The organism is Exiguobacterium sp. SH3S1, from assembly GCF_004337105.1.
GTDB classification, from domain to species: domain Bacteria; phylum Bacillota; class Bacilli; order Exiguobacteriales; family Exiguobacteriaceae; genus Exiguobacterium; species Exiguobacterium aurantiacum_A.
In genome coordinates, this window is the sequence record NZ_SJUW01000009.1 from 44,714 (window position 1) to 62,341 (window position 17,628).

A 17,628-nucleotide genomic window follows, 5' to 3' on the forward strand; every position below is an offset into this window, starting at 1 on the left:
AATACACCTTCATCCTTTAGCGGATGAAGGTGTATTTTTTAGAATAACGTATACGGGTTGACGCTGTTGGCGGCTGTCGAGCCGCTATAGACGTACTTGTTTTTATGGATCTCGAAGTGGAGGTGGCTCCCGAACGAGTTGCCGGTATTCCCGATCGTCCCGATGTTCGCGCCTTTCGAGATTGATTGGCCTTTGACGACGTTCAACCGATCCATGTGGGCATAGACGCTCGTGTACGCTTGGCCGTTGATCGTATGCGAGATCATGACGTGGTTCCCGTAGGCGCCATAGTTTCGGGCGACGATGACTTGACCGGAAGCGGCCGCTTGGATCGGTGTCCCTTTGACGGCCGCGATGTCGATGCCGTTATGGAACGTGTAACCGTACTTTCCGCTCGCCGGGCCATACCCTTGCGACAATCGGCCTTTCGCCGGCATGATGAATTTAGCCGCCGTGGCCGCCTTCAATGCCGTACCGCTATATTTTTTGACATATGTACTCGCTACATATTTCGTGCTGCCGTTGTAATTGATTTTCGTCCATGAGCCGGTCGCCCCTAGATACGTGAACGATTGACCGAGCTTGGCGCTGCCGACTTTTTTGTAGGCGGTCGATGGACCCGTCCGCACGTTCAAGCTGTTCGTTGTGATTTTGACTTTATAAGAAGTGGCTGCCTCTACCGGTGTTGACGTTTGAAGCGTCAAACCGGAAACGAGAAGTGCGCCGAGAGTAATTGTCATTAATTGTTTTTTCATTTTTTGGTAAATCCTTTCGGTCAGTTAACAGGGCGACGGAACGATGTTTTTCTTAACCTTCTTTAGGAATTTTACCATCAAAAAATATAATTAAATATGTCATTTATATTTCAAAAAAATATATTGAAATTTATTCTTAAAGTTCGTAATTCTTTCACAAGCATCAAGTAACATAGTCGCCTTGTCTGACTATGTGCAAACAAAACGGCCACATCCTTTTTAAAAGGGTGTGGCCGTTTCGCGTGTGTCTTTTAGTATTCAGATAGTTCTTCCTCTGTGACCCACTTATGATTGGTCACTTTCTCGCCAGACTCTAAAGTGAAGTCAATCATATAGACGGTCGTCTCTTCGACGGAATCGATAGTAGCGGTCGTACCGTCCATGCCTTCCAGGTGTGACGTTGAGCGTCCCGATCAAACCGGCCGACATGCCGAGGTGATCGAACAATTGATGGGCGAGAGATGTCATGGAAGAAGTGTGGGCTCAGAGGGGTGAATAATGGTGTTTCAAAAAAAAAAGAACAGGAAAAGAAATACGTAGAAGCAAATTATAGAAAGGCGGGAGAGAACGATGAAAGCTTACATGAAATTTGGATTAATGATTTTAGTGTCGACGTTCCTTATGTACTGGCTCATGTTTTTGAATGTGTACCAGCTCGACCACATCTTCTTCAGTCAGACGCGGCTCTATATGGCACTCATCATGGGATCGGTCATGGCGTTCGTCATGTTGCTCTTTATGTGGGGGATGTACAAAAACAAGAAACTGAATGCCATCATCTTAGGGGCAAGTGCGCTCGTGTTCGCGCTGTCGCTTTGGCTCGTCCGCAGCCAGACGACGGTCGATGACGTCAGTTGGATGAGAGCGATGATTCCGCACCACTCGATCGCCATCTTGACGAGCGAGCGGGCGGAGATTGAAGACCCGCGCGTGAAGCAATTGTCAGAAGAAATCATCGAGGCACAAGAGCGCGAGATCGCCGAGATGAAGCGGTTGATCGAAGAGTTGGAGCAAAAAGAAGAGGAAGCGAAAGCAGACGTGGCCGAATAAAGCGGCCACGTCTGTCAGTTTCCAATCAGCGGATAGTCATGAACATATTGCCGTGCCTCGATTTCATCGAGCATAAAGTGGGCGACATCGGCCCGGTCAATCATCGGTTTGTCGAAAGCGAAATAACCGGTCCGATACTGCTCTGTCTTCGGACCTTCTGACAGACGAGGACAACGGACGACCGTCCAATCGAGCCCGCTCGCTTCAAGGATCCCTTTTTGCGTATAACTATCGCGAAGCAGATCGCTCGCGAGCGTCTTCATGAGCGTCTCGGCAAAACGGCTCATAAACTTCTGTTTGACGTCTTTTGGTACTTTGACGGTCGCGCCGGTCAAGTTGATGACCCGTTTCACACCGTACTCATGCATCGCGGCGACGACGTGTGACGTCGCTTTTTCGAGGATATCTTTGTTCGACGTCTTCGTGTGGCCGAGTGCCATCACGACAGCGTCCGTTCCTTCGACGGTCCGGAAGACGTCCGCCCGATTTTCGGCATTTCCGCGGATAACTGTGAGCCGGGCGTGGGTGATGCCGAGTTTTTCTGGCGTCCGGACGAGCGCTTTCACGTCATGGCCTTGTTCGAGTGCTTGGGCGATCAACTCACGACCCGTTCGCCCGCTCCCTCCAAATAGTGCGATGTTCATTTCGCTCACTCCTTCATTGTTAGTAGATATGTTTAGCGTACCCGTTCACGTATATAATTAGAAGTACGCACAATTCTGTCATATACTATCTTTAAAGATACTAAAGGAGTGAATCCTATGCAGGAGTGTCCAGTTGAAACAATCGTGCAAAAGATTTCCGGGAAATATAAGATGTTGATTCTTCATCGGCTCGGCACGCTCGGGACGAAGCGCTTCAACGAGCTGTGCCGCTTGTTCCCACAGGCGACGCCACGGACGATGACACGGCAGTTGCGGGAGCTCGAACACGACGGACTGATCATTCGGACCGTATATTCGGAAATTCCCCCTCGCGTCGAGTACAAGTTGTCAGAAGAAGGTCGATCGCTCTTTCCGATTTTAGAGCAGCTCGGACGCTGGGAGTATGAGCGCCAAGGACTACCTCATGTTGAACTACATTCGTGAGACAACAGGAGGGCTCCGTACTAGAGATCAGCCAGCGTCTTCTGTCTCATCATAGCTTGAGAAACGTGAGAAGAACGAGGGCCATCTAGACTCGACGGTTAGCGGATCCGTAAATTTTCTTCGATGAGCGCGGCGGCCAACGTGAGCGCTTTGATTCGCCGTTTGGCTAGCGTCAGTTGTGATTTGTAGCGTTCGGGTTGCGCTTTCGCCTCGAGGGTTGCCACTGTCTCGTCCAATTTGTGAATAATCGAGTCGATTTGTCGTTTTGCTTCAAGTAGGGTCTGTCGATGTGTAGTCCATGAGGCCTCCTAAAGTTTTTTTATCTAGTATACACATGAAAAACCGTGGCGAGCGCATCGGATTGGCATCTTTGTGATATATCGTTAGCACGGTGTTTTATTAAGTACGGAGCGATGAGGCAAGAGTTGACATGACAGTTTTTTAGAAATTGAGCTGGAATTATCGAGTAAATCGAATAGAAAGAGGCCACCATGAGCGAACAAGTCGCTTACGGTGGCCGCTTCATATTAAATTCTTTGAAATCGGTTGGGTATATCCCAATCTCTTCGCTTATTTTTTAGGATTTTGGAATTGATTAAGGACGCCTTTCAGTTTGTCCGTCAAAGAGTTAGAGTGTCCATCGCCGCTTCGTTGACCGGTAGTTTTATTATCATTCATTTTCCCGGTGACTTCTTTCGCCTTGGCCGCAACTTGATCGATGATGCGGTCATACTTACCGTTTTGTTTATCAAAAATAGGCGAGAATACGCCCGCTTCTAAGCGACCAGGGCGAAGCCCCAGCGAAAGTGGGCGATGAATCGCCACGAACTTTTCTGGGTATAAATACCTAGAGGAGGTGAACGGCGTGTCGACACACAAAGGGTACAGATTTCGGATCTATCCGACCGAGGAACAGGAGGTCCTGATCGCCAAGACGCTCGGCTGCGCCCGCTTCGTCTTCAACCATTTCCTGGCGAAGTGGGACGAGACGTACCAGGCGAGCGGGGCAGGACTGTCCTACGGCGCGTGTTCCGACGCGCTCCCATCCATGAAAGAGGAGCTCGCGTGGCTGAAAGAAGTGGACAGCACGGCCCTGCAGTGGTCGTTGAAGCACCTGGCCGACGGTTATGACCGCTTCTTCACGAAGCAGAACGGGCACCCGCGCTTCAAGTCGAAGCGCAACCCGGTCCAGTCGTACACGACGAACATCCAGGGCAAGTCGCAGCAGCCCGAGGTGTCGATCGCCGGGAACCGGCTCAAACTGCCGAAGCTGAAGTGGGTCCGGTTCGCCAACTCGAGACGGGTCGAGGGTCGGATCCTCAGCGCCACGATCCGCCGGAATGCGACGGGCAAGTACTTCGTCTCCCTGAAGGTCGAGCAGGACATCGAGCCGCTTCCTCAAACCGGCTCCTCGGTCGGCGTCGACGTCGGTCTGAAGCACTTCGCAATCTTGTCGGACGGGACGGTGTACCCGAACGACCGCCATTTCCGCACGCTCGAGAAAAAATTGGCACGTGAGCAGCGCAAGCTGTCCCGCCGTCAGCTCATCGCCCTGAACAAGAACGTAAAATTGTCCGAGGCGAAGAACTATCAGAAGCAGAAGCGCAAGGTCGCGCGCATCCACGAGAGAATCGCGAACAAGCGCAACGACTTCCTGCAGAAGGTGTCGACCGAGATCGTCAAAAACCACGACGTCATCGGGATCGAGACGCTGCAGGTGAAGGACATGCAGCAAAACCGCCAATTGAGCAAGGCCATCTCCGACGTCGGTTGGTCGGAGTTTTTCCGCATGCTCGCATACAAGGCCGACTGGTACGGGAAGACCGTCGTCAAGGTCGGGAAGACGTTCGCCTCGAGCCAGCTCTGCTCAGGTTGCGGCCATCAACACAAAGACGTGAAACATCTCGGCTTGCGTGAATGGACGTGCCCGAACTGCGGCGTCCACCACGACCGCGATGTCAACGCAGGACTCAATCTCAAACGAGAAGCCGAACGCATCCTGGCCTCTTCAACCGTCGGGACGACGGGGTTAGCCTGATCAGGTTTCGGTCGTTAGACCGGATAACTCAGGAATCCCTCACCTCCAAGCGCAGCGTAGGTGGGGGTAGTTCAAGTTCAGACATGTGTCTAATTCCTCCTCGTTTGAAATCTATATAGATAATATAACCGAATTTGCACGAATTTAAAATTTTGAGGTCATTAGAACTTGTTTTTACGGCTTCTAATCGTCATTGGCGACCACCTCCGGAACAATCATATAAGCAGACTGGTTACACTCTCAGCTTAACAGGGAACAACCAAGTGACAAATACAGCAGGTGTAACTGACTCGACCACAAATTGAGAAGGAGGAAATGAATCATGAAATACTTAGTCACAGGTGCGACCGGAAAACTCGGATCAAAAATCGTCGATGTATTACTCGAGTCCATTCCGGCGAGCGAACTTGCGGTCAGTGTCCGCAACCCGGAGAAAGCGGAAGCGTTGAAAGCGAAAGGCGTCGATGTGCGTCACGGGGACTTTGACAAACGAGAGACGCTCGATACGGCGTTCCGCGGCGTCGAAAGACTGCTGATCATCTCGACGGACGGGGACAACGACACACGGATTCGTCAACACGGAAACGCAGTCGAGGCAGCGAAACAGGCCGGCGTCGGTTTTATCGTCTATACGAGCCTCGCGAACGCGACCGACAGCCAAAACTTGATGGCACCGCCGCACGTCGCGACCGAGGCGGCAATCGAAGCGACGGGCATCCCCCACGCTTTCCTGCGCAACAACTGGTATTTAGAGAACGAACTCGGCAACATCCAAGGGGCGCTTGCCGGTGCACCGTGGGTCAGCGCGTCACGTGACGGCAAAGTCGGTTGGGCGCCACAACAAGATTACGCCGAAGCCGCAGCGAACGTCCTTCTCGCTGACGACTTCGAAGCAGAGATTTATGAGCTGTCTGGTCCGCTCCATACCCAAGCAGAACTCGTCAAGGCGCTCAGCGATGTCATCGGGCGGGACGTTCCGCTCCAAGAAGTGACGGCCGATGCTTACGGCGACGTCATGCGTGGTGCCGGTGTATCGGATTTCGCCATCCCGATCGTCGTCGGCATCCAAGAAAGCATCCAAAATGGGTCACTCGAGGTCGAATCGACCGATTTCGAACGTGTGCTCGGTCGTCCGGTCACGCCGATCCGTGAGGCACTCAAACAACTTATCGCAACGCTATAAAAACAGACCGCGAATTCGAATTCGTGGTCTGTTTTTTAGTTAGCCCGTGCTTCGAGCTGACACTAAAATTGCAGGCTCGCCAGAAATCGAGGCAGAAAAGACAGAGAAAGCAGATTCATCGCTTGAAAAATGCTAAAACAGGTCAACACTTCAGGGAAACAACTTCACAATCTCCCCCTCACCTACGATAAAACAAATAGGGGGTATGACCATGAAAAATTTGAATATGTCAAAAAAACTCACGGTATTGATTACCGTTTTTATCGCGACGCTCGTCGTTGTGGCGGCGCTCAGTCACGTCCTCATAGGGCGGATGGCCGACGCGGGAGAAGAAATCTATGAGGAACGGCTGTTGCCGATTCGCTATTTGGGTCAGATTCGGACCGACAACCGTGCGCTTGACGGTTATTTGCTCGAATTAATACTCGCGACCGACTCAGCACGGAATGAAGAACTGCAAGCGAGCATCGCGGAACGACGTAACAGCATCGGTACGAACCTCGAGCTATTCAACGAGACGTTCACATCGAAGGACGAGGAGATGAAGCGACAGGTCGAAAACTTGAACGCCGAGATCGTGTCCTACCTTGAAGGTTCTGAATTAGTGCTGCAGCCGTCACTCCGTGATGAGGACGCGGCGGCCTATCGCGTCTACATGAGCGACTTGAGACCGGTCCGGCAAAACCTAATCGAGACGGCCACTGTCATCATGGACGAAATCAATCAAGAAGCCGAGACGGCGAGTGCGGCGATGCAAACGGACCGCGAACGGTCGGTCCTCACCTTTTGGGCACTCGTCGCGCTCGGCGGAGCGCTATCGATTGCGCTCGGCATCTACATCACGCGTCTCATCGTCCGTCCGATTCGTGAGTTGAACAGACTGATGAGCCAGGCCGGTGCCGGTGATTTGACGGTTGAGAGCACATATGTGTCACGGGATGAGTTGGGTTCCCTCTCGACTTCGTTCAATGAGATGAAAGATAGTCTCCGGGAGTTGATCGGGAATGTCACGTCGACCGCCGGACGCGTCGCGACGTCGTCCGATGATTTGAAATCGAACGTCGAAGAGACGACGAAAGCGACTGAGATGGTCGCCGTCACGATGGAAGAAATCGCGTCAGGCTCGCTCCGTCAATTGACGCGGGTGAAAGAATCGAACGGCACACTGACGGAACTGACGAACGGAATCCATCATGTCTCGGGCAGCGCCCAACAGATGACAGAGCTTTCGGAAGGGGCGCTCCGGAAAGTCGGTACCGGGAATGACTTGATTGAGACGCTCGAGACACAGCTCGAGGAGATGAGTGGGAAAGTCAAAACACTCCAACACGTCATCGGCCAACTCGACGTCCGTTCCCAAGAGATCGGGACGATCACCGGAACGATTTCAGGCATCGCCGAGCAGACGAACTTGCTGGCGTTGAATGCGGCCATCGAAGCGGCCCGGGCCGGCGATCATGGACGCGGGTTCGCCGTCGTCGCCTCTGAAGTGAAAAAGCTCGCCGAAGAGTCGGCCGTCGCGACGAAGTTGATCGCGTCGCTGATCACGGACACGCAGTCGGAGACGAAACAAGCCGTCAAGACGATGCACGTCGTCGAAGACGATATGGCGCATAGCGTGACGAACGTCCAACAGGCAGGGACGGCGTTCGATGAGATTAAGTTCGCGATTGAAGAAGTGAGTCAGAAAGTCGAGGAAGTGTCTGGTGCTGTCGAAGAGATGGCGGCAGGTGCGACCGAGGTGTTGACGTCGGTGCATGAGATTCAAGGCATCACCGAGACGACGGCGACCGAGACCGAGAACTCATCGGCGGCGACGGAAGAACAGATGGCGTCAATGGAAGAAATCACGGCGTCGGCGCAAGAGCTGTCGAATATGGCAGACGAGATGCGTGAGATGACGAGACGATTCAACGTCTAAATAAGGTAGGGAGCATTCGTGCTCCCTACCTTATTTGCGTTGCGTATTCGTTTTCCATTTATTGTAGAAGTTGTACGGTTCGGTGACGCTGACTGTCGTCCGGAACGAGTACTGCTCTTTTTTCAAGTGGCGGATGATGTAGTCGAGCGATGCGGGTGGGGTTGCTTGATCGTGCATCAAGACGACCGAGGCGATGTTATTCGCTCGATTGATGCGCACGTGACGAATCGTTTCGTATTGGAGTAGGCGTGGATCGTCTTTACGTTTCCAGTCAAGGCTGTCAACGTTCCAATCCCACATGTGAAATCCGGCTTTCTCCATGGCATCCCTATGCGCTTTCGTCATATGGGGTACGCTTCCGTAGGGGACTCGAATCGTGCTCGTCTTCACGCCGGTCGTCTTGAGGATGAGTTGCTGTACTTGCTTCATCTCGTCGACAGCGGATTGCGGCGATTTGTAAAACCGTTTTTTATCGTGGGACATGCTGTGGAGACCGAGTGTATGGCCTTCGGCGACGATTCGTTTCAACGTTTCTTCGTTGCCTTTAACGTTTTTACCGAGAATGAAGAACGTCGCTTTCACTTGATGCTTTTTTAACACGTCCAGCAGGGCAAGTGTTTCTGCCCTAGGGCCATCGTCAAACGTCAAATAGACGATTTGCTTGTCATCGTAGCGCTTACCTTTTCCTTTCGCGAGTGTAGGATGGACGCTACTTACTACGAAACAGACAATTAGAAAACTGAGAAACCATTTCTTCATCGTGCCCTTGTCTCCTTGCATACTTTTTAGGTGTGGAACTAATTTCCATTTCTGATTGTATGACAAAAGAGAAGCACGCTCCATCGCCTTTTTTCACGATAAGGAAATAAGATTTAGTTTAGCCCGAGCCACTTTTTGACCGGATTCCGGAAATAGTAGGTGACGCCTAGCAGACTGACGAAGACGAGCCCGGCGATGAAGATCGTCGTCACGCTCCCTGAAGCGAGGCTAGCCCCTAAAAAACTGTAGGCGAGTGTCCCGGGGATCATCCCGAGCACGGTCGCGAGCAGGAACGACTTGAACCGCACTTTCGCGATGCCGCCGGCGTAGCTGAGCAGATCAAAACTGACGAGCGGGATCAGGCGCAGCACGAACACGTATAAAAAGCCGCGCGCCTCCATCTGGGCGAACAGTTTCTCTGACCACGGATACTTCTCGACTTTGAGCACCGAACGTCCGAACAGCCGGGCCATGACGTAGCCGGTCACCGCCGCCGCGGTCGCACCGAACAGGATATAGAGGACACCGGGCCAAACACCGAATGCGAGACCGGCGCCGAGCGACAAGACAGACGTCGGCAAGAACACGAGCGGGCCGATCGCATAGATCAAGAAGAAGACGAGTGGTCCCCACCAGCCGAACGACAAGACGATGTCCCGGACGTCGGACGGGCGAAGCTCGTAATGGAAATGGGTGATGTAAAAGATCGTCCCGAACAGGACGAGCATGAGACTGATTTTGAGCGGGCGTGGCATAACGGGTCCTCCTTTCGACGAGTATCTCTTCTCAGCATACAATAGCGGGCGATTCAGGGGCGGTAACCAAGCTTACAAAATGTGCCGAAAAAAAGAGATGACCAACGCGGTCATCTCCGGTTTCCTCCATATAGCTCGATCCAGCGCTCCGGCGTCATCTTCGCGGCGAGCTCGCCGATCAAGTCGTACGGGATATGCAACACGTTCTTGAAGCGGATACAGCTCTTGCCCATGTCGAGCTTCGTCGGCACTCGTTCAGCGTACGCCTGCTCGAACCAACGCAATACGTCTTCGTCGGCGTAGACGCCCATGTGATACAAGGCGACGTGATTCTTCTGGGCGATGACGCTTATAAACGGCAACGGGGTGCCCGGCGTCACGTGATAACCGGGCGGGTACGTCGACAGCGGCACGACGTAATGGACACCTTTCCCGTCGGTCGTCTTCTCGAACCCGTCCGGTAAGTTCGCGTCGATCACGTCGATCAAGCGGATGAAGCTGTCGAGCCGTTTATCGTCGACGAGTGTCGTGTAATCCATCACACGTCACCTCCTCGTAAAATCTTCGCCTTCGCCTTGCCATTAGCCAGTTCATCGCCTTGGTCGGTCACGGCATGATGTTGCCTTCAGCCGGGATTGGATGTTGTTTCAACATGTTCGCGAAATGATAGAGGTTATACGCCAAAACCCGTCCGTTCTTTTTCGTGAAGGCGTTGTCGCGGCCGGCGTCGAGGTACGAGTCGCCTGGACCGGCTTCGCCGACCCAGTACGCGTCGACGTTCGGCGGGATGGTGAAGCCGATATGGGACAGACCGTACAGGATTAAGGCACAGGCGTGTTTCGCCCCGTCCTCGTTGCCCGTTGCGACGACACCGCCGACTTTGTTGTAGTAAATGGCTTGACCGTGTTCATTTTTCAGCCCGCTCCCGCCGTATAGCCGTTCGATCACTTGGGTGGCGACGCTGCTCTTCTCCCCGAGCCAAAGCGGCGTCCCGATGATGAGGATGTCGGCGGCTTTCACTTTGTCGAAGAGTTGCGGCCACTCGTCGCCAGCCCCTTCGTCCTCGGTCACCCCGAAAGCGATATCGTAGTCGACGACGCGGACGATCTCTGACTCGACGCCGAGTTTGTCAAAGTGGGGGATGATGTCTTTCATCAGACCTTCCGTATGCGATACCGTGTCTCCGCTTTTCAACGAACAGTTCAAAAATAGTGCCTTCATCACGATTCCTCCTTCTCAAAAGCAAGACGTTACGAAGTTCTCCATTCCAAAATTCCGGTCAAGTCGTCGTAGACCGCGTCTGGACGCACATCCATCGTTTCGAAGGGCTTGCCGTCACGATTGATCCACGCCGTCTGGAAGCCGAAGTTCTTGGCGCCGATGATGTCCCAGCCGTTCGAAGACATGAACAGCACCTCGTCCCGCTTCAAGTCGGTCGTCTTGAACCAGCTCATATAGGCGGCAGGTGACGGCTTGAACTGTTTGACACCGTCGATGCTGACGAGTTCGTCGAACAGTTCGGTGAACGACGCGTTCGCGATCAATTGTTCAAGCATGTCAGCGGTCCCGTTCGACAAGACGACGGTCCGATTGTCCTGTAGCTGCTTCAACACGTCCTCGACTTCCTCATATGGTGAGAGTTCCGCATACGTGGCGATGAGCGTGTCCTCGACGTCGCTAGATGCGGTCACGTCGGCCGCCGCTAAGGCGTAACGCAAGGCGTCACGCGTGACGACCGAGAAGTCTTCGTAGCGGCCCGAAATCTGACGGATGAAGAAATATTCGAGTTGTTTCGTGCGCCACGTCTGACTGATCGGGTCACCTTTCCCGGGGAACTGTTCGTCACACGCCGCCTTGACGGAATGGACATCGAACAGCGTCCCGTACACATCGAATACGAATGCTTTTATCAAATAATCCCCTCCTAAAGTTCGTCTAGCGCCTGGTGGACCTTGTCCGCGTGGATCGAGAGACGCAGTCCCTTTTTGATATACCCGTCTTTCTTCAAGTTAGACATGATGACGCTCGTCGTCTCCCGTGTCGTCCCGACCATGGCGGCGATATCGGCGTGAGTCAGCTTCATGTTGATCGTCTGCCATTCTTTTTTGCGTTCACCGCTCTTCTCGCTCAACTTGAGGAGCAGGAACAAGATGCGGTACTTCACGTCGGTCAAAGCAATCTTTTCACTGAGCGCGTACACTTCCTTAAGTCGCACGGACAGGATGTTGATCAGCTTCAAGGCGATCTTCGGATTCTTTTCGATAAATTGCTCGAACTCATCGACCCCGATCGTACAAAGATATGTGTCCGTCATCGCCTCGGCGTACAAGTCATCGTCGGTCAACGAGAGCGTCGCCGTCTCACCGAAGATATTGCCGCTCGTCAAAATGTCGACGGTGAACTGTTTGCCGTGCTGATTCATCCGATACAGCCGGACTTGTCCTTCTTTCAACAGGAACAACGCCGGGATCGGTGCGTCCGGGGAGACGATGACTTTCCCTTTCTTGACAGGACGCATCTTACTCATCTCATCGATCACTTTCAACTCTTGCATCGGCAGCTCGTCGAACAGGCTGATGTGTGAGAGTAACGTCAATTTGTCCATCGTTCACACCTCGCTTTCGTGTAATCTGTCTTACTGTCTCTCTTGATTATAAGCGATAGAATGAGGAAAAAGGGGGGAGTCTCGTGCTCGAACTTTATACGATCGACGGCTGTTCACGGTGTCACCGTGTCAAATTGCGCTTAGACGAATTAGCAATCCCGTTCGTCGAAAAAAATCTATTCGAAGAACAGCGCTTTGCCGAAGAATTGATCAACTTGAACCGCGAACTTGTCACCCCGGCACTCGTGAACGAGACCAGGGTCTTCACGGGAGACGAGTTATGGGACGAACTCGAGCTACTGACAAAGTGAACAGGCGAAAAAAGGGAGCAGGGTGACTCCCTTTTGTCATATTGTGACGTGTTCGGTTAGGAAACGGGTGACTTCACCTGGCGTCTTCGCGTTCGCGCTATGGAGATGCTTGCGCAAATTGCTGTTCCGTCGTGCTGTTCATACGCTGCCCTTTATTAACGAGTTGCCGCTTTCGGCACGACTTGTTTTTCGGTGCGTAGTTTGAAGACGATGGCCAAGATGAACGAGAAGAACAGATGCGTGACGAGACTCATCAGCTGATCCGGTGCGAACGCGTTCGCGAGGTTCGTCCCCATGCCCATCATGAGCGGCATGATGACGAGCGGACCGACGATCCAAATGCCGATGCCGAACAAGACGGCGAGCGCCCAAACGTTTGAGATGACCAAATGACCTAATCCGTACGTGACGCCGAAGATGATGCTGATGATCATATGGACGATCCAACCGACGACGAGACTTTCGCTCCCGACCATGCTGGCGATCATTCCAATCATGCCCATCATCTGCATCAGTAGACCAAATAAGATCCCGCCGATGACCCCGCCAATCACACCGTTGACCACATACCGTTTCATCTTCCTCACTCCTTTTAATTTGATACAATAAGTGTATAGCGAATAGATTTTGATTTCTGTAACCGGCCTTACAATTTAGAAAAAAAGACGTCGTAATGGACGTCTTTTTTGTCATTTCAGATTCTTTTTGATGTACTGGACGATTTTCCGGAGCTCGGTCGCGGTCGGTCGGCCGAACGGGCTCGTCTGAATCTGTTGATACAACAGACGCCCAGTCTCGTCGATGAGGAAGTAAGCCGGTTCCCCGTGCTCGCCGTGGTCGGCGTACGGGGCGTCGGCGCCATGGTACTGAACGCCGTAATCGAGCAGCGTCTCGAGCGACTCGTCTCGGAGGACAGGGAAGCTGAGCGTATTGTCGTCGGCCATTTGCTTCAAGTCCTCGGCGCGGTCGGTCGAGATCGTCACGAGCCGAATGCCTTTATCGCGGAAGTAGCCTTGTTGGATCTCGAGTTCTTTCAAATCTTGGACACAGACCGGACACCAGGCACCACGGAAGAAGATGATGAGATGCCAACCATCGTGCCGTTCAATCGAGTCTGTGAGTGAGAACGTGTCACCGGATACGTCCGGTAAGTTGAAGTTTGGGGCTTGGTCGCGTAAGTTGAAAAGTGTAGCCACTGGGGTTCCTCCTCTATGTTGTTTCGAGGAGGCAATCCTACCATGTCATCGGTCGCTTTGTTTGTAAGCTAGCTAACAATGGAGGAGGAATTCGATGTACGTTCCAAAACTATATGCCGTCAACGACGCTGAAGAAGTCCACGCTTTTTTGAAAGCCCATCCGTTCGGCACCGTCGTCACACATGATGGGCAGAAGCCGCACGCGACACACGTGCCGCTCCGAATTCACCATGAAGGTGATCACATCTGGTTCACGACGCATATTGCCAAAAACAACCCGCAATGGCAGTCAATCGAAGACCAGACCGTGCTCATTATCGTCCAAGGAGCGAACGCCTATATCTCGGCGTCCTTGTATGGCCACGAGGACGTGTCGACGTGGAACTATCAGGCCGTCCATCTGTATGGGAAGGCGACTCTCTTAAACGCGGAACAACTCGAGGAAGACCTGGTCGGACTGCTCCGTGACCATGAAGGGGAGAGAGAGAACGCCGTCGTCTGGGAGGAGTTATCTGAGCCGGTGCAACGGCAAAAACATGGCGTCGTCGGTTTCCGTATCGATATCGATGAAATGCAGGCGGCGTTCAAGCTGAGCCAGAACCGGAACGATGAGGATTATACGCGCATCGTCTCGGAGTTAGAGCAGGCAGGATGTCCGGTGGCGGATGTGATGCGAGATAACCGAGACCCGTCGACGTGAAGTCGATGGGTTTTTTGCGTATTTCACGTTGACAATGTCAAGCCGTTCAGCCTATACTCATGAATGATAATGATTATCAATGTCGATTAAACGGCATTGTCATACGAAAAGGGGATCAGAACGTGAAAAACTACAAAAAGATGCTACATATGTTCATCGTCATGTCTGCCTTCGTGCTCGTGCTCGCCGGATGCGGCTCGAACAATGAAGACGCGGCCACGACCGATGAATCGACAGACACAGCGGAAGGCTATCCGATCACAATCAAACACGCGTTAGGCGAGACGGTCATCGACAAGAAGCCGGAACGCGTTGCGACGGTCGCTTGGGCGAACCAAGACGTCGCGCTCGCGCTTGACGTCGTCCCAGTCGGTTTCTCGGCTGCGAACTACGGTGTCCAAGACGGCAGCGGCATGTTGCCATGGACGGCTGAGAAGCTAAAAGACCTCGGGGAAGACAACCCGAACATTTACCAAGACACAGACGGTCTCGACTTCGAAGCGATCGCTGACTCACAGCCGGACGTCATCTTGGCTGCCTACTCAGGCATCACGCAAGAAGACTACGACACGTTGAGCGAGATCGCACCGGTCGTCGCTTACCAAAAAACGCCTTGGGTGTCATCATGGCAGGACACGGTCCTCTACGACTCGATCGCCATGGGCATGGAAGCAGAAGGCAAACAGTTGATCGCAGACACAGAAAAACTCATCGCTGACAAAGCGGCTGAAGTACCGGACATGGCTGGCAAGAAAGCGGCCTTCATCGCGCTCAGCCCGGACGACCTTTCGAAGTTCTACATCTACACGACAGGTGACCCGCGTGGCGCCTTCATCGAAGAACTCGGTATGGAGTACCCAGAAAACATCACGGACCAAATTAAAGACGAGAACAGCTTCTACCTCGAGCTCAGCTCGGAGAACGCTGACATCTTGAACGACGTCGACCTCTTCGTCACTTATGGTAACGAAGAGACGTTGAAAGCACTTCAAGCGGACCCGCTCTACAGCAAAGTACCGGCCATCGAGCGCGGATCGGTCGTCATGATCGAAGACAACACGCCGCTCGCGGCTGCCGGGACACCGTCACCGCTCTCGATCGAATACACGATCGACGACTACTTGAAGCTCGTGTCAGAAGCGATCGGGAAAGTCGAGTAATCATATGAATACGCTGAAGAAGTTGCAAACGCCGAGACATTTCCCGCTCCTGCTCGTAGGATCGATCGTCCTGCTCGTCGTCTGCATGCTCGCTTCACTTGCTTTCGGCTCACGGACAGTCGGATGGGATGAACTGCTTGACGGTTTATTCCGTCCGGCTGTTCAGTCGTATGAAGCGGACATTGTCCGGCAACGGGTCGTGCGGACGCTGTTCAGTCTCATGTGCGGCGCGGCGCTCGGTGTGTCGGGTGCTTTGATGCAGTCGGTGACACGTAATCCGATCGCCGACCCGAGCATTCTCGGGGTGAACACGGGCGCGGCGCTGTTCGTCGTCGTCGGGATCGCGTTCTTCAACATCTCGACTGCGGGCGACTACATCTGGTTCGCCCTCGTCGGTGCACTCTTGACGGCCGCGTTCGTGTTCGGTATCGGCTCGCTCGGGCGGGGCGGCTCGACCCCGCTCAAGCTCGTCTTGGCCGGGGCGGCGACGAGTGCGGCCTTGTCCTCGCTCGTCATGGCGATCATGATCCCGCGCTCGAACGTCATGGACCAGTTCCGGTTCTGGCAAGTCGGCAGCGTCGGGGCGGGGACGATGGACTCGATTGTAACGTTCCTCCCGTTCTTCATCGCCGGCATCTTTATCGCCATTTTCGCGGCCCCGTCACTCAACATCATGGCGCTCGGCGAAGAGATGGCGACGGGACTCGGGGTCCGGATCGGTTCGTTAAAAGTCATCGCTTCGTTCGCCGGTGTCATCTTGTGTGGCGCGGCGACGGCATTGGCCGGTCCGATCGGCTTTATCGGTCTGTTGGCCCCGCACTTGATCCGTCTCGTGCTCGGGCCGGATGAACGGTATATCATTCCGATGTCAGCCTTATCGGGTGCCATCCTGTTGACGTTCGCCGATGTGGTCGGGCGTTTGCTCGGCAGTCCGGGCGAACTTGAAGTCGGGATCGTCACGGCGTTCGTCGGGGCACCGATTTTGATCGCCTTGACGATGAAAGTGAAGGTGCGTGGCCTATGATGAAGCAGTCAGTTCAACCTATCATTCACAATAGTCGCAAGCGCCGGCAGCGGACGGTGTTCGTGACACTCGTACTATTCGTGCTCGTGCTCGCCTTGAGCGCGACGATGCTCATGCTCGGCAACACGATCTATCCGGTCGCGGATGTCGTCCGTGTCTTGTTCGGGGAACAAGTACCGGGTGCGTCGTTCGCCGTCGGCACGATCCGTCTGCCGCGCATGCTCGCTGGCGTCTTCTCAGGACTCGCGTTCGGCATCGCCGGGACGGTGTTCCAGACGATGCTCAGAAACCCGCTCGCCAACCCGAACGTCATCGGCATCACGACAGGATCGAGTGCGGCCGCCGTGTTCGGCATCGTCGTCTTGCAGGCGAGCAACACGTTCGTCTCGATGATCTCGGTCATCGGGGGACTCGCGACGGTCATCGTGCTCTACGTCTTATCAAAAGGCGCCGTCTTCTCGATCGGACGTCTCGTCTTGGTCGGGATCGGCATCCAAGCGATGCTGACCGCGGTCATCAACTACTTATTGCTCATCAGTCGCCAAAACGATGTCGGGACGGCGATGCGTTGGCTGAGCGGCAGTTTGAACGGGGTCAAGATGGAGACGTTACCGCCGCTCATGCTCGCGGTCGCCCTCTGTCTCCCGGTCATCCTCCGCCTCAGCCGGCAGCTGCAGATTTTAGAGCTCGGGGAGATGACGGCGACGTCGCTCGGTATCAAGACGAACCAGACCCGGGTGCTCTTGATCATCGCCTCGGTGCTCATGCTCGCCTTGGCGACAGCGACGACCGGACCGATCGCTTTCATCGCCTTCCTCGCTGGGCCAATCGCGAAACGGCTCGTCGGGGATGGGCGCTCGACGATCATTCCGGCCGGACTTGTCGGCGTCGTCCTCGTGCTCGCCGCCGATCTGATCGGTCAGTTCGCCTTCACCGTCCGCTATCCGGTCGGGGTCATCACCGGCATGGTCGGCGCGCCGTATTTGATTTACCTCTTGATCCGGATGAACCGGAGAGGGGAGTTGTAACGAGAGAGGAGCCGTGTCGGGTGGGACACGGCTCCTGTTTCGTCTAGGTGAAAGC

At 53.9% G+C, this 17,628-nt stretch carries 22 protein-coding genes and 1 pseudogene; 10 read left to right on the plus strand and 13 right to left on the minus strand.

The window, feature by feature from the left end:
- Positions 1-38: 38 nt before the first annotated feature.
- Positions 39-755 carry a peptidoglycan DD-metalloendopeptidase family protein gene (locus EVJ26_RS10870; RefSeq protein WP_131459058.1) on the minus strand — a complete coding sequence of 239 codons (717 nt, stop codon included), beginning with the start codon at positions 753-755 and terminating at the stop codon, positions 39-41.
- Between the two features lie 251 nt (positions 756-1,006).
- A pseudogene (locus tag EVJ26_RS10875) lies at positions 1,007-1,159 on the minus strand (DUF1541 domain-containing protein); the annotation flags it as partial.
- 166 nt (positions 1,160-1,325) lie between these two features.
- Here EVJ26_RS10875 and EVJ26_RS10880 point away from each other — a divergent pair.
- Positions 1,326-1,805: a DUF305 domain-containing protein gene (locus tag EVJ26_RS10880; RefSeq protein ID WP_131459056.1), complete on the plus strand. Its 480-nt coding sequence runs from the start codon at positions 1,326-1,328 to the stop codon at positions 1,803-1,805.
- Between the two features lie 14 nt (positions 1,806-1,819).
- Here the strand turns inward: EVJ26_RS10880 and EVJ26_RS10885 are convergent, their stop codons facing one another.
- Positions 1,820-2,449, minus strand: a complete 630-nt coding sequence (locus tag EVJ26_RS10885) for an NAD(P)-dependent oxidoreductase (RefSeq protein ID WP_131459055.1) — start codon at positions 2,447-2,449, stop codon at positions 1,820-1,822.
- Between the two features lie 117 nt (positions 2,450-2,566).
- Here EVJ26_RS10885 and EVJ26_RS10890 point away from each other — a divergent pair, with 117 nt between their 5' ends.
- On the plus strand, positions 2,567-2,893 hold the full coding sequence (locus tag EVJ26_RS10890; protein WP_131459054.1) for a winged helix-turn-helix transcriptional regulator: 327 nt from the start codon (positions 2,567-2,569) through the stop codon (positions 2,891-2,893).
- Positions 2,894-2,991: 98 nt separating this feature from the next.
- Here EVJ26_RS10890 and EVJ26_RS14565 read toward each other — a convergent pair whose 3' ends face one another.
- Positions 2,992-3,117 carry a hypothetical protein gene (locus EVJ26_RS14565; protein ID WP_255569915.1) on the minus strand — a complete coding sequence of 42 codons (126 nt, stop codon included), beginning with the start codon at positions 3,115-3,117 and terminating at the stop codon, positions 2,992-2,994.
- Positions 3,118-3,463: 346 nt separating this feature from the next.
- Complete coding sequence (locus tag EVJ26_RS10895; RefSeq protein WP_131459053.1) at positions 3,464-3,718, minus strand: hypothetical protein; 255 nt, start codon at positions 3,716-3,718, stop codon at positions 3,464-3,466.
- Between the two features lie 40 nt (positions 3,719-3,758).
- On the opposite strand from EVJ26_RS10895, the gene tnpB reads away from it, so the two are divergent.
- The 3 genes from tnpB (at position 3,759) to EVJ26_RS10910 (ending at position 8,035) form a co-directional block, all read left to right on the plus strand.
- Positions 3,759-4,931 (plus strand): IS200/IS605 family element RNA-guided endonuclease TnpB, encoded by a 1,173-nt coding sequence (gene tnpB / locus EVJ26_RS10900; protein WP_131459052.1) that lies wholly within the window; start codon positions 3,759-3,761, stop codon positions 4,929-4,931.
- Between the two features lie 322 nt (positions 4,932-5,253).
- Positions 5,254-6,114: an SDR family oxidoreductase gene (locus tag EVJ26_RS10905; protein WP_131470409.1), complete on the plus strand. Its 861-nt coding sequence runs from the start codon at positions 5,254-5,256 to the stop codon at positions 6,112-6,114.
- A 211-nt stretch (positions 6,115-6,325) separates the two neighbouring features.
- Positions 6,326-8,035 (plus strand): methyl-accepting chemotaxis protein, encoded by a 1,710-nt coding sequence (locus EVJ26_RS10910; RefSeq protein ID WP_131470410.1) that lies wholly within the window; start codon positions 6,326-6,328, stop codon positions 8,033-8,035.
- Between the two features lie 30 nt (positions 8,036-8,065).
- Here EVJ26_RS10910 and EVJ26_RS10915 read toward each other — a convergent pair whose 3' ends face one another.
- The 6 genes from EVJ26_RS10915 to EVJ26_RS10940 all read right to left on the minus strand — a co-directional run bounded on the left by EVJ26_RS10915 (position 8,066) and on the right by EVJ26_RS10940 (position 12,154).
- The gene (locus EVJ26_RS10915; RefSeq protein ID WP_131459049.1) at positions 8,066-8,794 is read right to left on the minus strand and encodes a polysaccharide deacetylase family protein; all 729 of its coding nucleotides are present in this window, start codon (positions 8,792-8,794) and stop codon (positions 8,066-8,068) included.
- A 113-nt stretch (positions 8,795-8,907) separates the two neighbouring features.
- Positions 8,908-9,549: a TVP38/TMEM64 family protein gene (locus EVJ26_RS10920; protein WP_131459048.1), complete on the minus strand. Its 642-nt coding sequence runs from the start codon at positions 9,547-9,549 to the stop codon at positions 8,908-8,910.
- A gap of 110 nt (positions 9,550-9,659) precedes the next feature.
- Positions 9,660-10,088: a DUF1801 domain-containing protein gene (locus tag EVJ26_RS10925; protein WP_131470411.1), complete on the minus strand. Its 429-nt coding sequence runs from the start codon at positions 10,086-10,088 to the stop codon at positions 9,660-9,662.
- Positions 10,089-10,155: 67 nt separating this feature from the next.
- A complete protein-coding gene (locus EVJ26_RS10930; protein ID WP_131459046.1) occupies positions 10,156-10,770 on the minus strand; it encodes a flavodoxin family protein in 615 nt (204 codons plus the stop codon).
- Positions 10,771-10,799: 29 nt separating this feature from the next.
- Positions 10,800-11,462 carry a haloacid dehalogenase type II gene (locus EVJ26_RS10935; RefSeq protein WP_131470412.1) on the minus strand — a complete coding sequence of 221 codons (663 nt, stop codon included), beginning with the start codon at positions 11,460-11,462 and terminating at the stop codon, positions 10,800-10,802.
- Between the two features lie 11 nt (positions 11,463-11,473).
- A complete protein-coding gene (locus EVJ26_RS10940) occupies positions 11,474-12,154 on the minus strand; it encodes a Crp/Fnr family transcriptional regulator (RefSeq protein WP_131459044.1) in 681 nt (226 codons plus the stop codon).
- A gap of 83 nt (positions 12,155-12,237) precedes the next feature.
- Here EVJ26_RS10940 and EVJ26_RS10945 point away from each other — a divergent pair, with 83 nt between their 5' ends.
- Positions 12,238-12,465 (plus strand): glutaredoxin domain-containing protein, encoded by a 228-nt coding sequence (locus EVJ26_RS10945; protein WP_070328128.1) that lies wholly within the window; start codon positions 12,238-12,240, stop codon positions 12,463-12,465.
- 155 nt (positions 12,466-12,620) lie between these two features.
- Here the strand turns inward: EVJ26_RS10945 and EVJ26_RS10950 are convergent, their stop codons facing one another.
- On the minus strand, positions 12,621-13,043 hold the full coding sequence (locus EVJ26_RS10950; protein ID WP_131459043.1) for a hypothetical protein: 423 nt from the start codon (positions 13,041-13,043) through the stop codon (positions 12,621-12,623).
- A 111-nt stretch (positions 13,044-13,154) separates the two neighbouring features.
- A complete protein-coding gene (locus EVJ26_RS10955) occupies positions 13,155-13,661 on the minus strand; it encodes a peroxiredoxin family protein (RefSeq protein WP_131459042.1) in 507 nt (168 codons plus the stop codon).
- Positions 13,662-13,755: 94 nt separating this feature from the next.
- On the opposite strand from EVJ26_RS10955, the gene EVJ26_RS10960 reads away from it, so the two are divergent.
- The 4 genes from EVJ26_RS10960 to EVJ26_RS10975 all read left to right on the plus strand — a co-directional run bounded on the left by EVJ26_RS10960 (position 13,756) and on the right by EVJ26_RS10975 (position 17,573).
- Positions 13,756-14,361, plus strand: coding sequence for an FMN-binding negative transcriptional regulator (locus EVJ26_RS10960; protein ID WP_131470413.1), 606 nt, complete (start codon positions 13,756-13,758; stop codon positions 14,359-14,361).
- Positions 14,362-14,501: 140 nt separating this feature from the next.
- Complete coding sequence (locus EVJ26_RS10965) at positions 14,502-15,521, plus strand: iron-siderophore ABC transporter substrate-binding protein (protein WP_201738369.1); 1,020 nt, start codon at positions 14,502-14,504, stop codon at positions 15,519-15,521.
- A 4-nt stretch (positions 15,522-15,525) separates the two neighbouring features.
- Entirely contained in the window at positions 15,526-16,545 is a 1,020-nt protein-coding gene (locus EVJ26_RS10970) for a FecCD family ABC transporter permease (RefSeq protein WP_070328124.1), read from the plus strand.
- Complete coding sequence (locus EVJ26_RS10975) at positions 16,542-17,573, plus strand: FecCD family ABC transporter permease (RefSeq protein WP_131470414.1); 1,032 nt, start codon at positions 16,542-16,544, stop codon at positions 17,571-17,573. The genes EVJ26_RS10970 and EVJ26_RS10975 overlap by 4 nt, the downstream gene beginning before the upstream one ends.
- Positions 17,574-17,628: the final 55 nt, after the last annotated feature.

What these genes read in the sequence shown, in the direction of transcription:
- EVJ26_RS10885 (WP_131459055.1), bottom strand. Translation starts at nt 2,449, where the DNA reads ATGAACATCGCACTATTTGGAGGGAGCGGGCGAACGGGTCGTGAGTTG.
- EVJ26_RS10950 (WP_131459043.1), bottom strand. Translation starts at nt 13,043, where the DNA reads ATGAAACGGTATGTGGTCAACGGTGTGATTGGCGGGGTCATCGGCGGG.
- EVJ26_RS10920 (WP_131459048.1), bottom strand. Translation starts at nt 9,549, where the DNA reads ATGCCACGCCCGCTCAAAATCAGTCTCATGCTCGTCCTGTTCGGGACG.
- EVJ26_RS10975 (WP_131470414.1), top strand. Translation starts at nt 16,542, where the DNA reads ATGATGAAGCAGTCAGTTCAACCTATCATTCACAATAGTCGCAAGCGC.
- EVJ26_RS10970 (WP_070328124.1), top strand. Translation starts at nt 15,526, where the DNA reads ATGAATACGCTGAAGAAGTTGCAAACGCCGAGACATTTCCCGCTCCTG.
- EVJ26_RS10940 (WP_131459044.1), bottom strand. Translation starts at nt 12,154, where the DNA reads ATGGACAAATTGACGTTACTCTCACACATCAGCCTGTTCGACGAGCTG.
- EVJ26_RS10880 (WP_131459056.1), top strand. Translation starts at nt 1,326, where the DNA reads ATGAAAGCTTACATGAAATTTGGATTAATGATTTTAGTGTCGACGTTC.
- EVJ26_RS10890 (WP_131459054.1), top strand. Translation starts at nt 2,567, where the DNA reads ATGCAGGAGTGTCCAGTTGAAACAATCGTGCAAAAGATTTCCGGGAAA.
- EVJ26_RS10915 (WP_131459049.1), bottom strand. Translation starts at nt 8,794, where the DNA reads ATGAAGAAATGGTTTCTCAGTTTTCTAATTGTCTGTTTCGTAGTAAGT.
- EVJ26_RS10925 (WP_131470411.1), bottom strand. Translation starts at nt 10,088, where the DNA reads ATGGATTACACGACACTCGTCGACGATAAACGGCTCGACAGCTTCATC.
- EVJ26_RS10930 (WP_131459046.1), bottom strand. Translation starts at nt 10,770, where the DNA reads ATGAAGGCACTATTTTTGAACTGTTCGTTGAAAAGCGGAGACACGGTA.
- EVJ26_RS10965 (WP_201738369.1), top strand. Translation starts at nt 14,502, where the DNA reads ATGCTACATATGTTCATCGTCATGTCTGCCTTCGTGCTCGTGCTCGCC.
- EVJ26_RS10870 (WP_131459058.1), bottom strand. Translation starts at nt 755, where the DNA reads ATGAAAAAACAATTAATGACAATTACTCTCGGCGCACTTCTCGTTTCC.
- EVJ26_RS10905 (WP_131470409.1), top strand. Translation starts at nt 5,254, where the DNA reads ATGAAATACTTAGTCACAGGTGCGACCGGAAAACTCGGATCAAAAATC.
- EVJ26_RS10910 (WP_131470410.1), top strand. Translation starts at nt 6,326, where the DNA reads ATGAAAAATTTGAATATGTCAAAAAAACTCACGGTATTGATTACCGTT.
- EVJ26_RS10960 (WP_131470413.1), top strand. Translation starts at nt 13,756, where the DNA reads ATGTACGTTCCAAAACTATATGCCGTCAACGACGCTGAAGAAGTCCAC.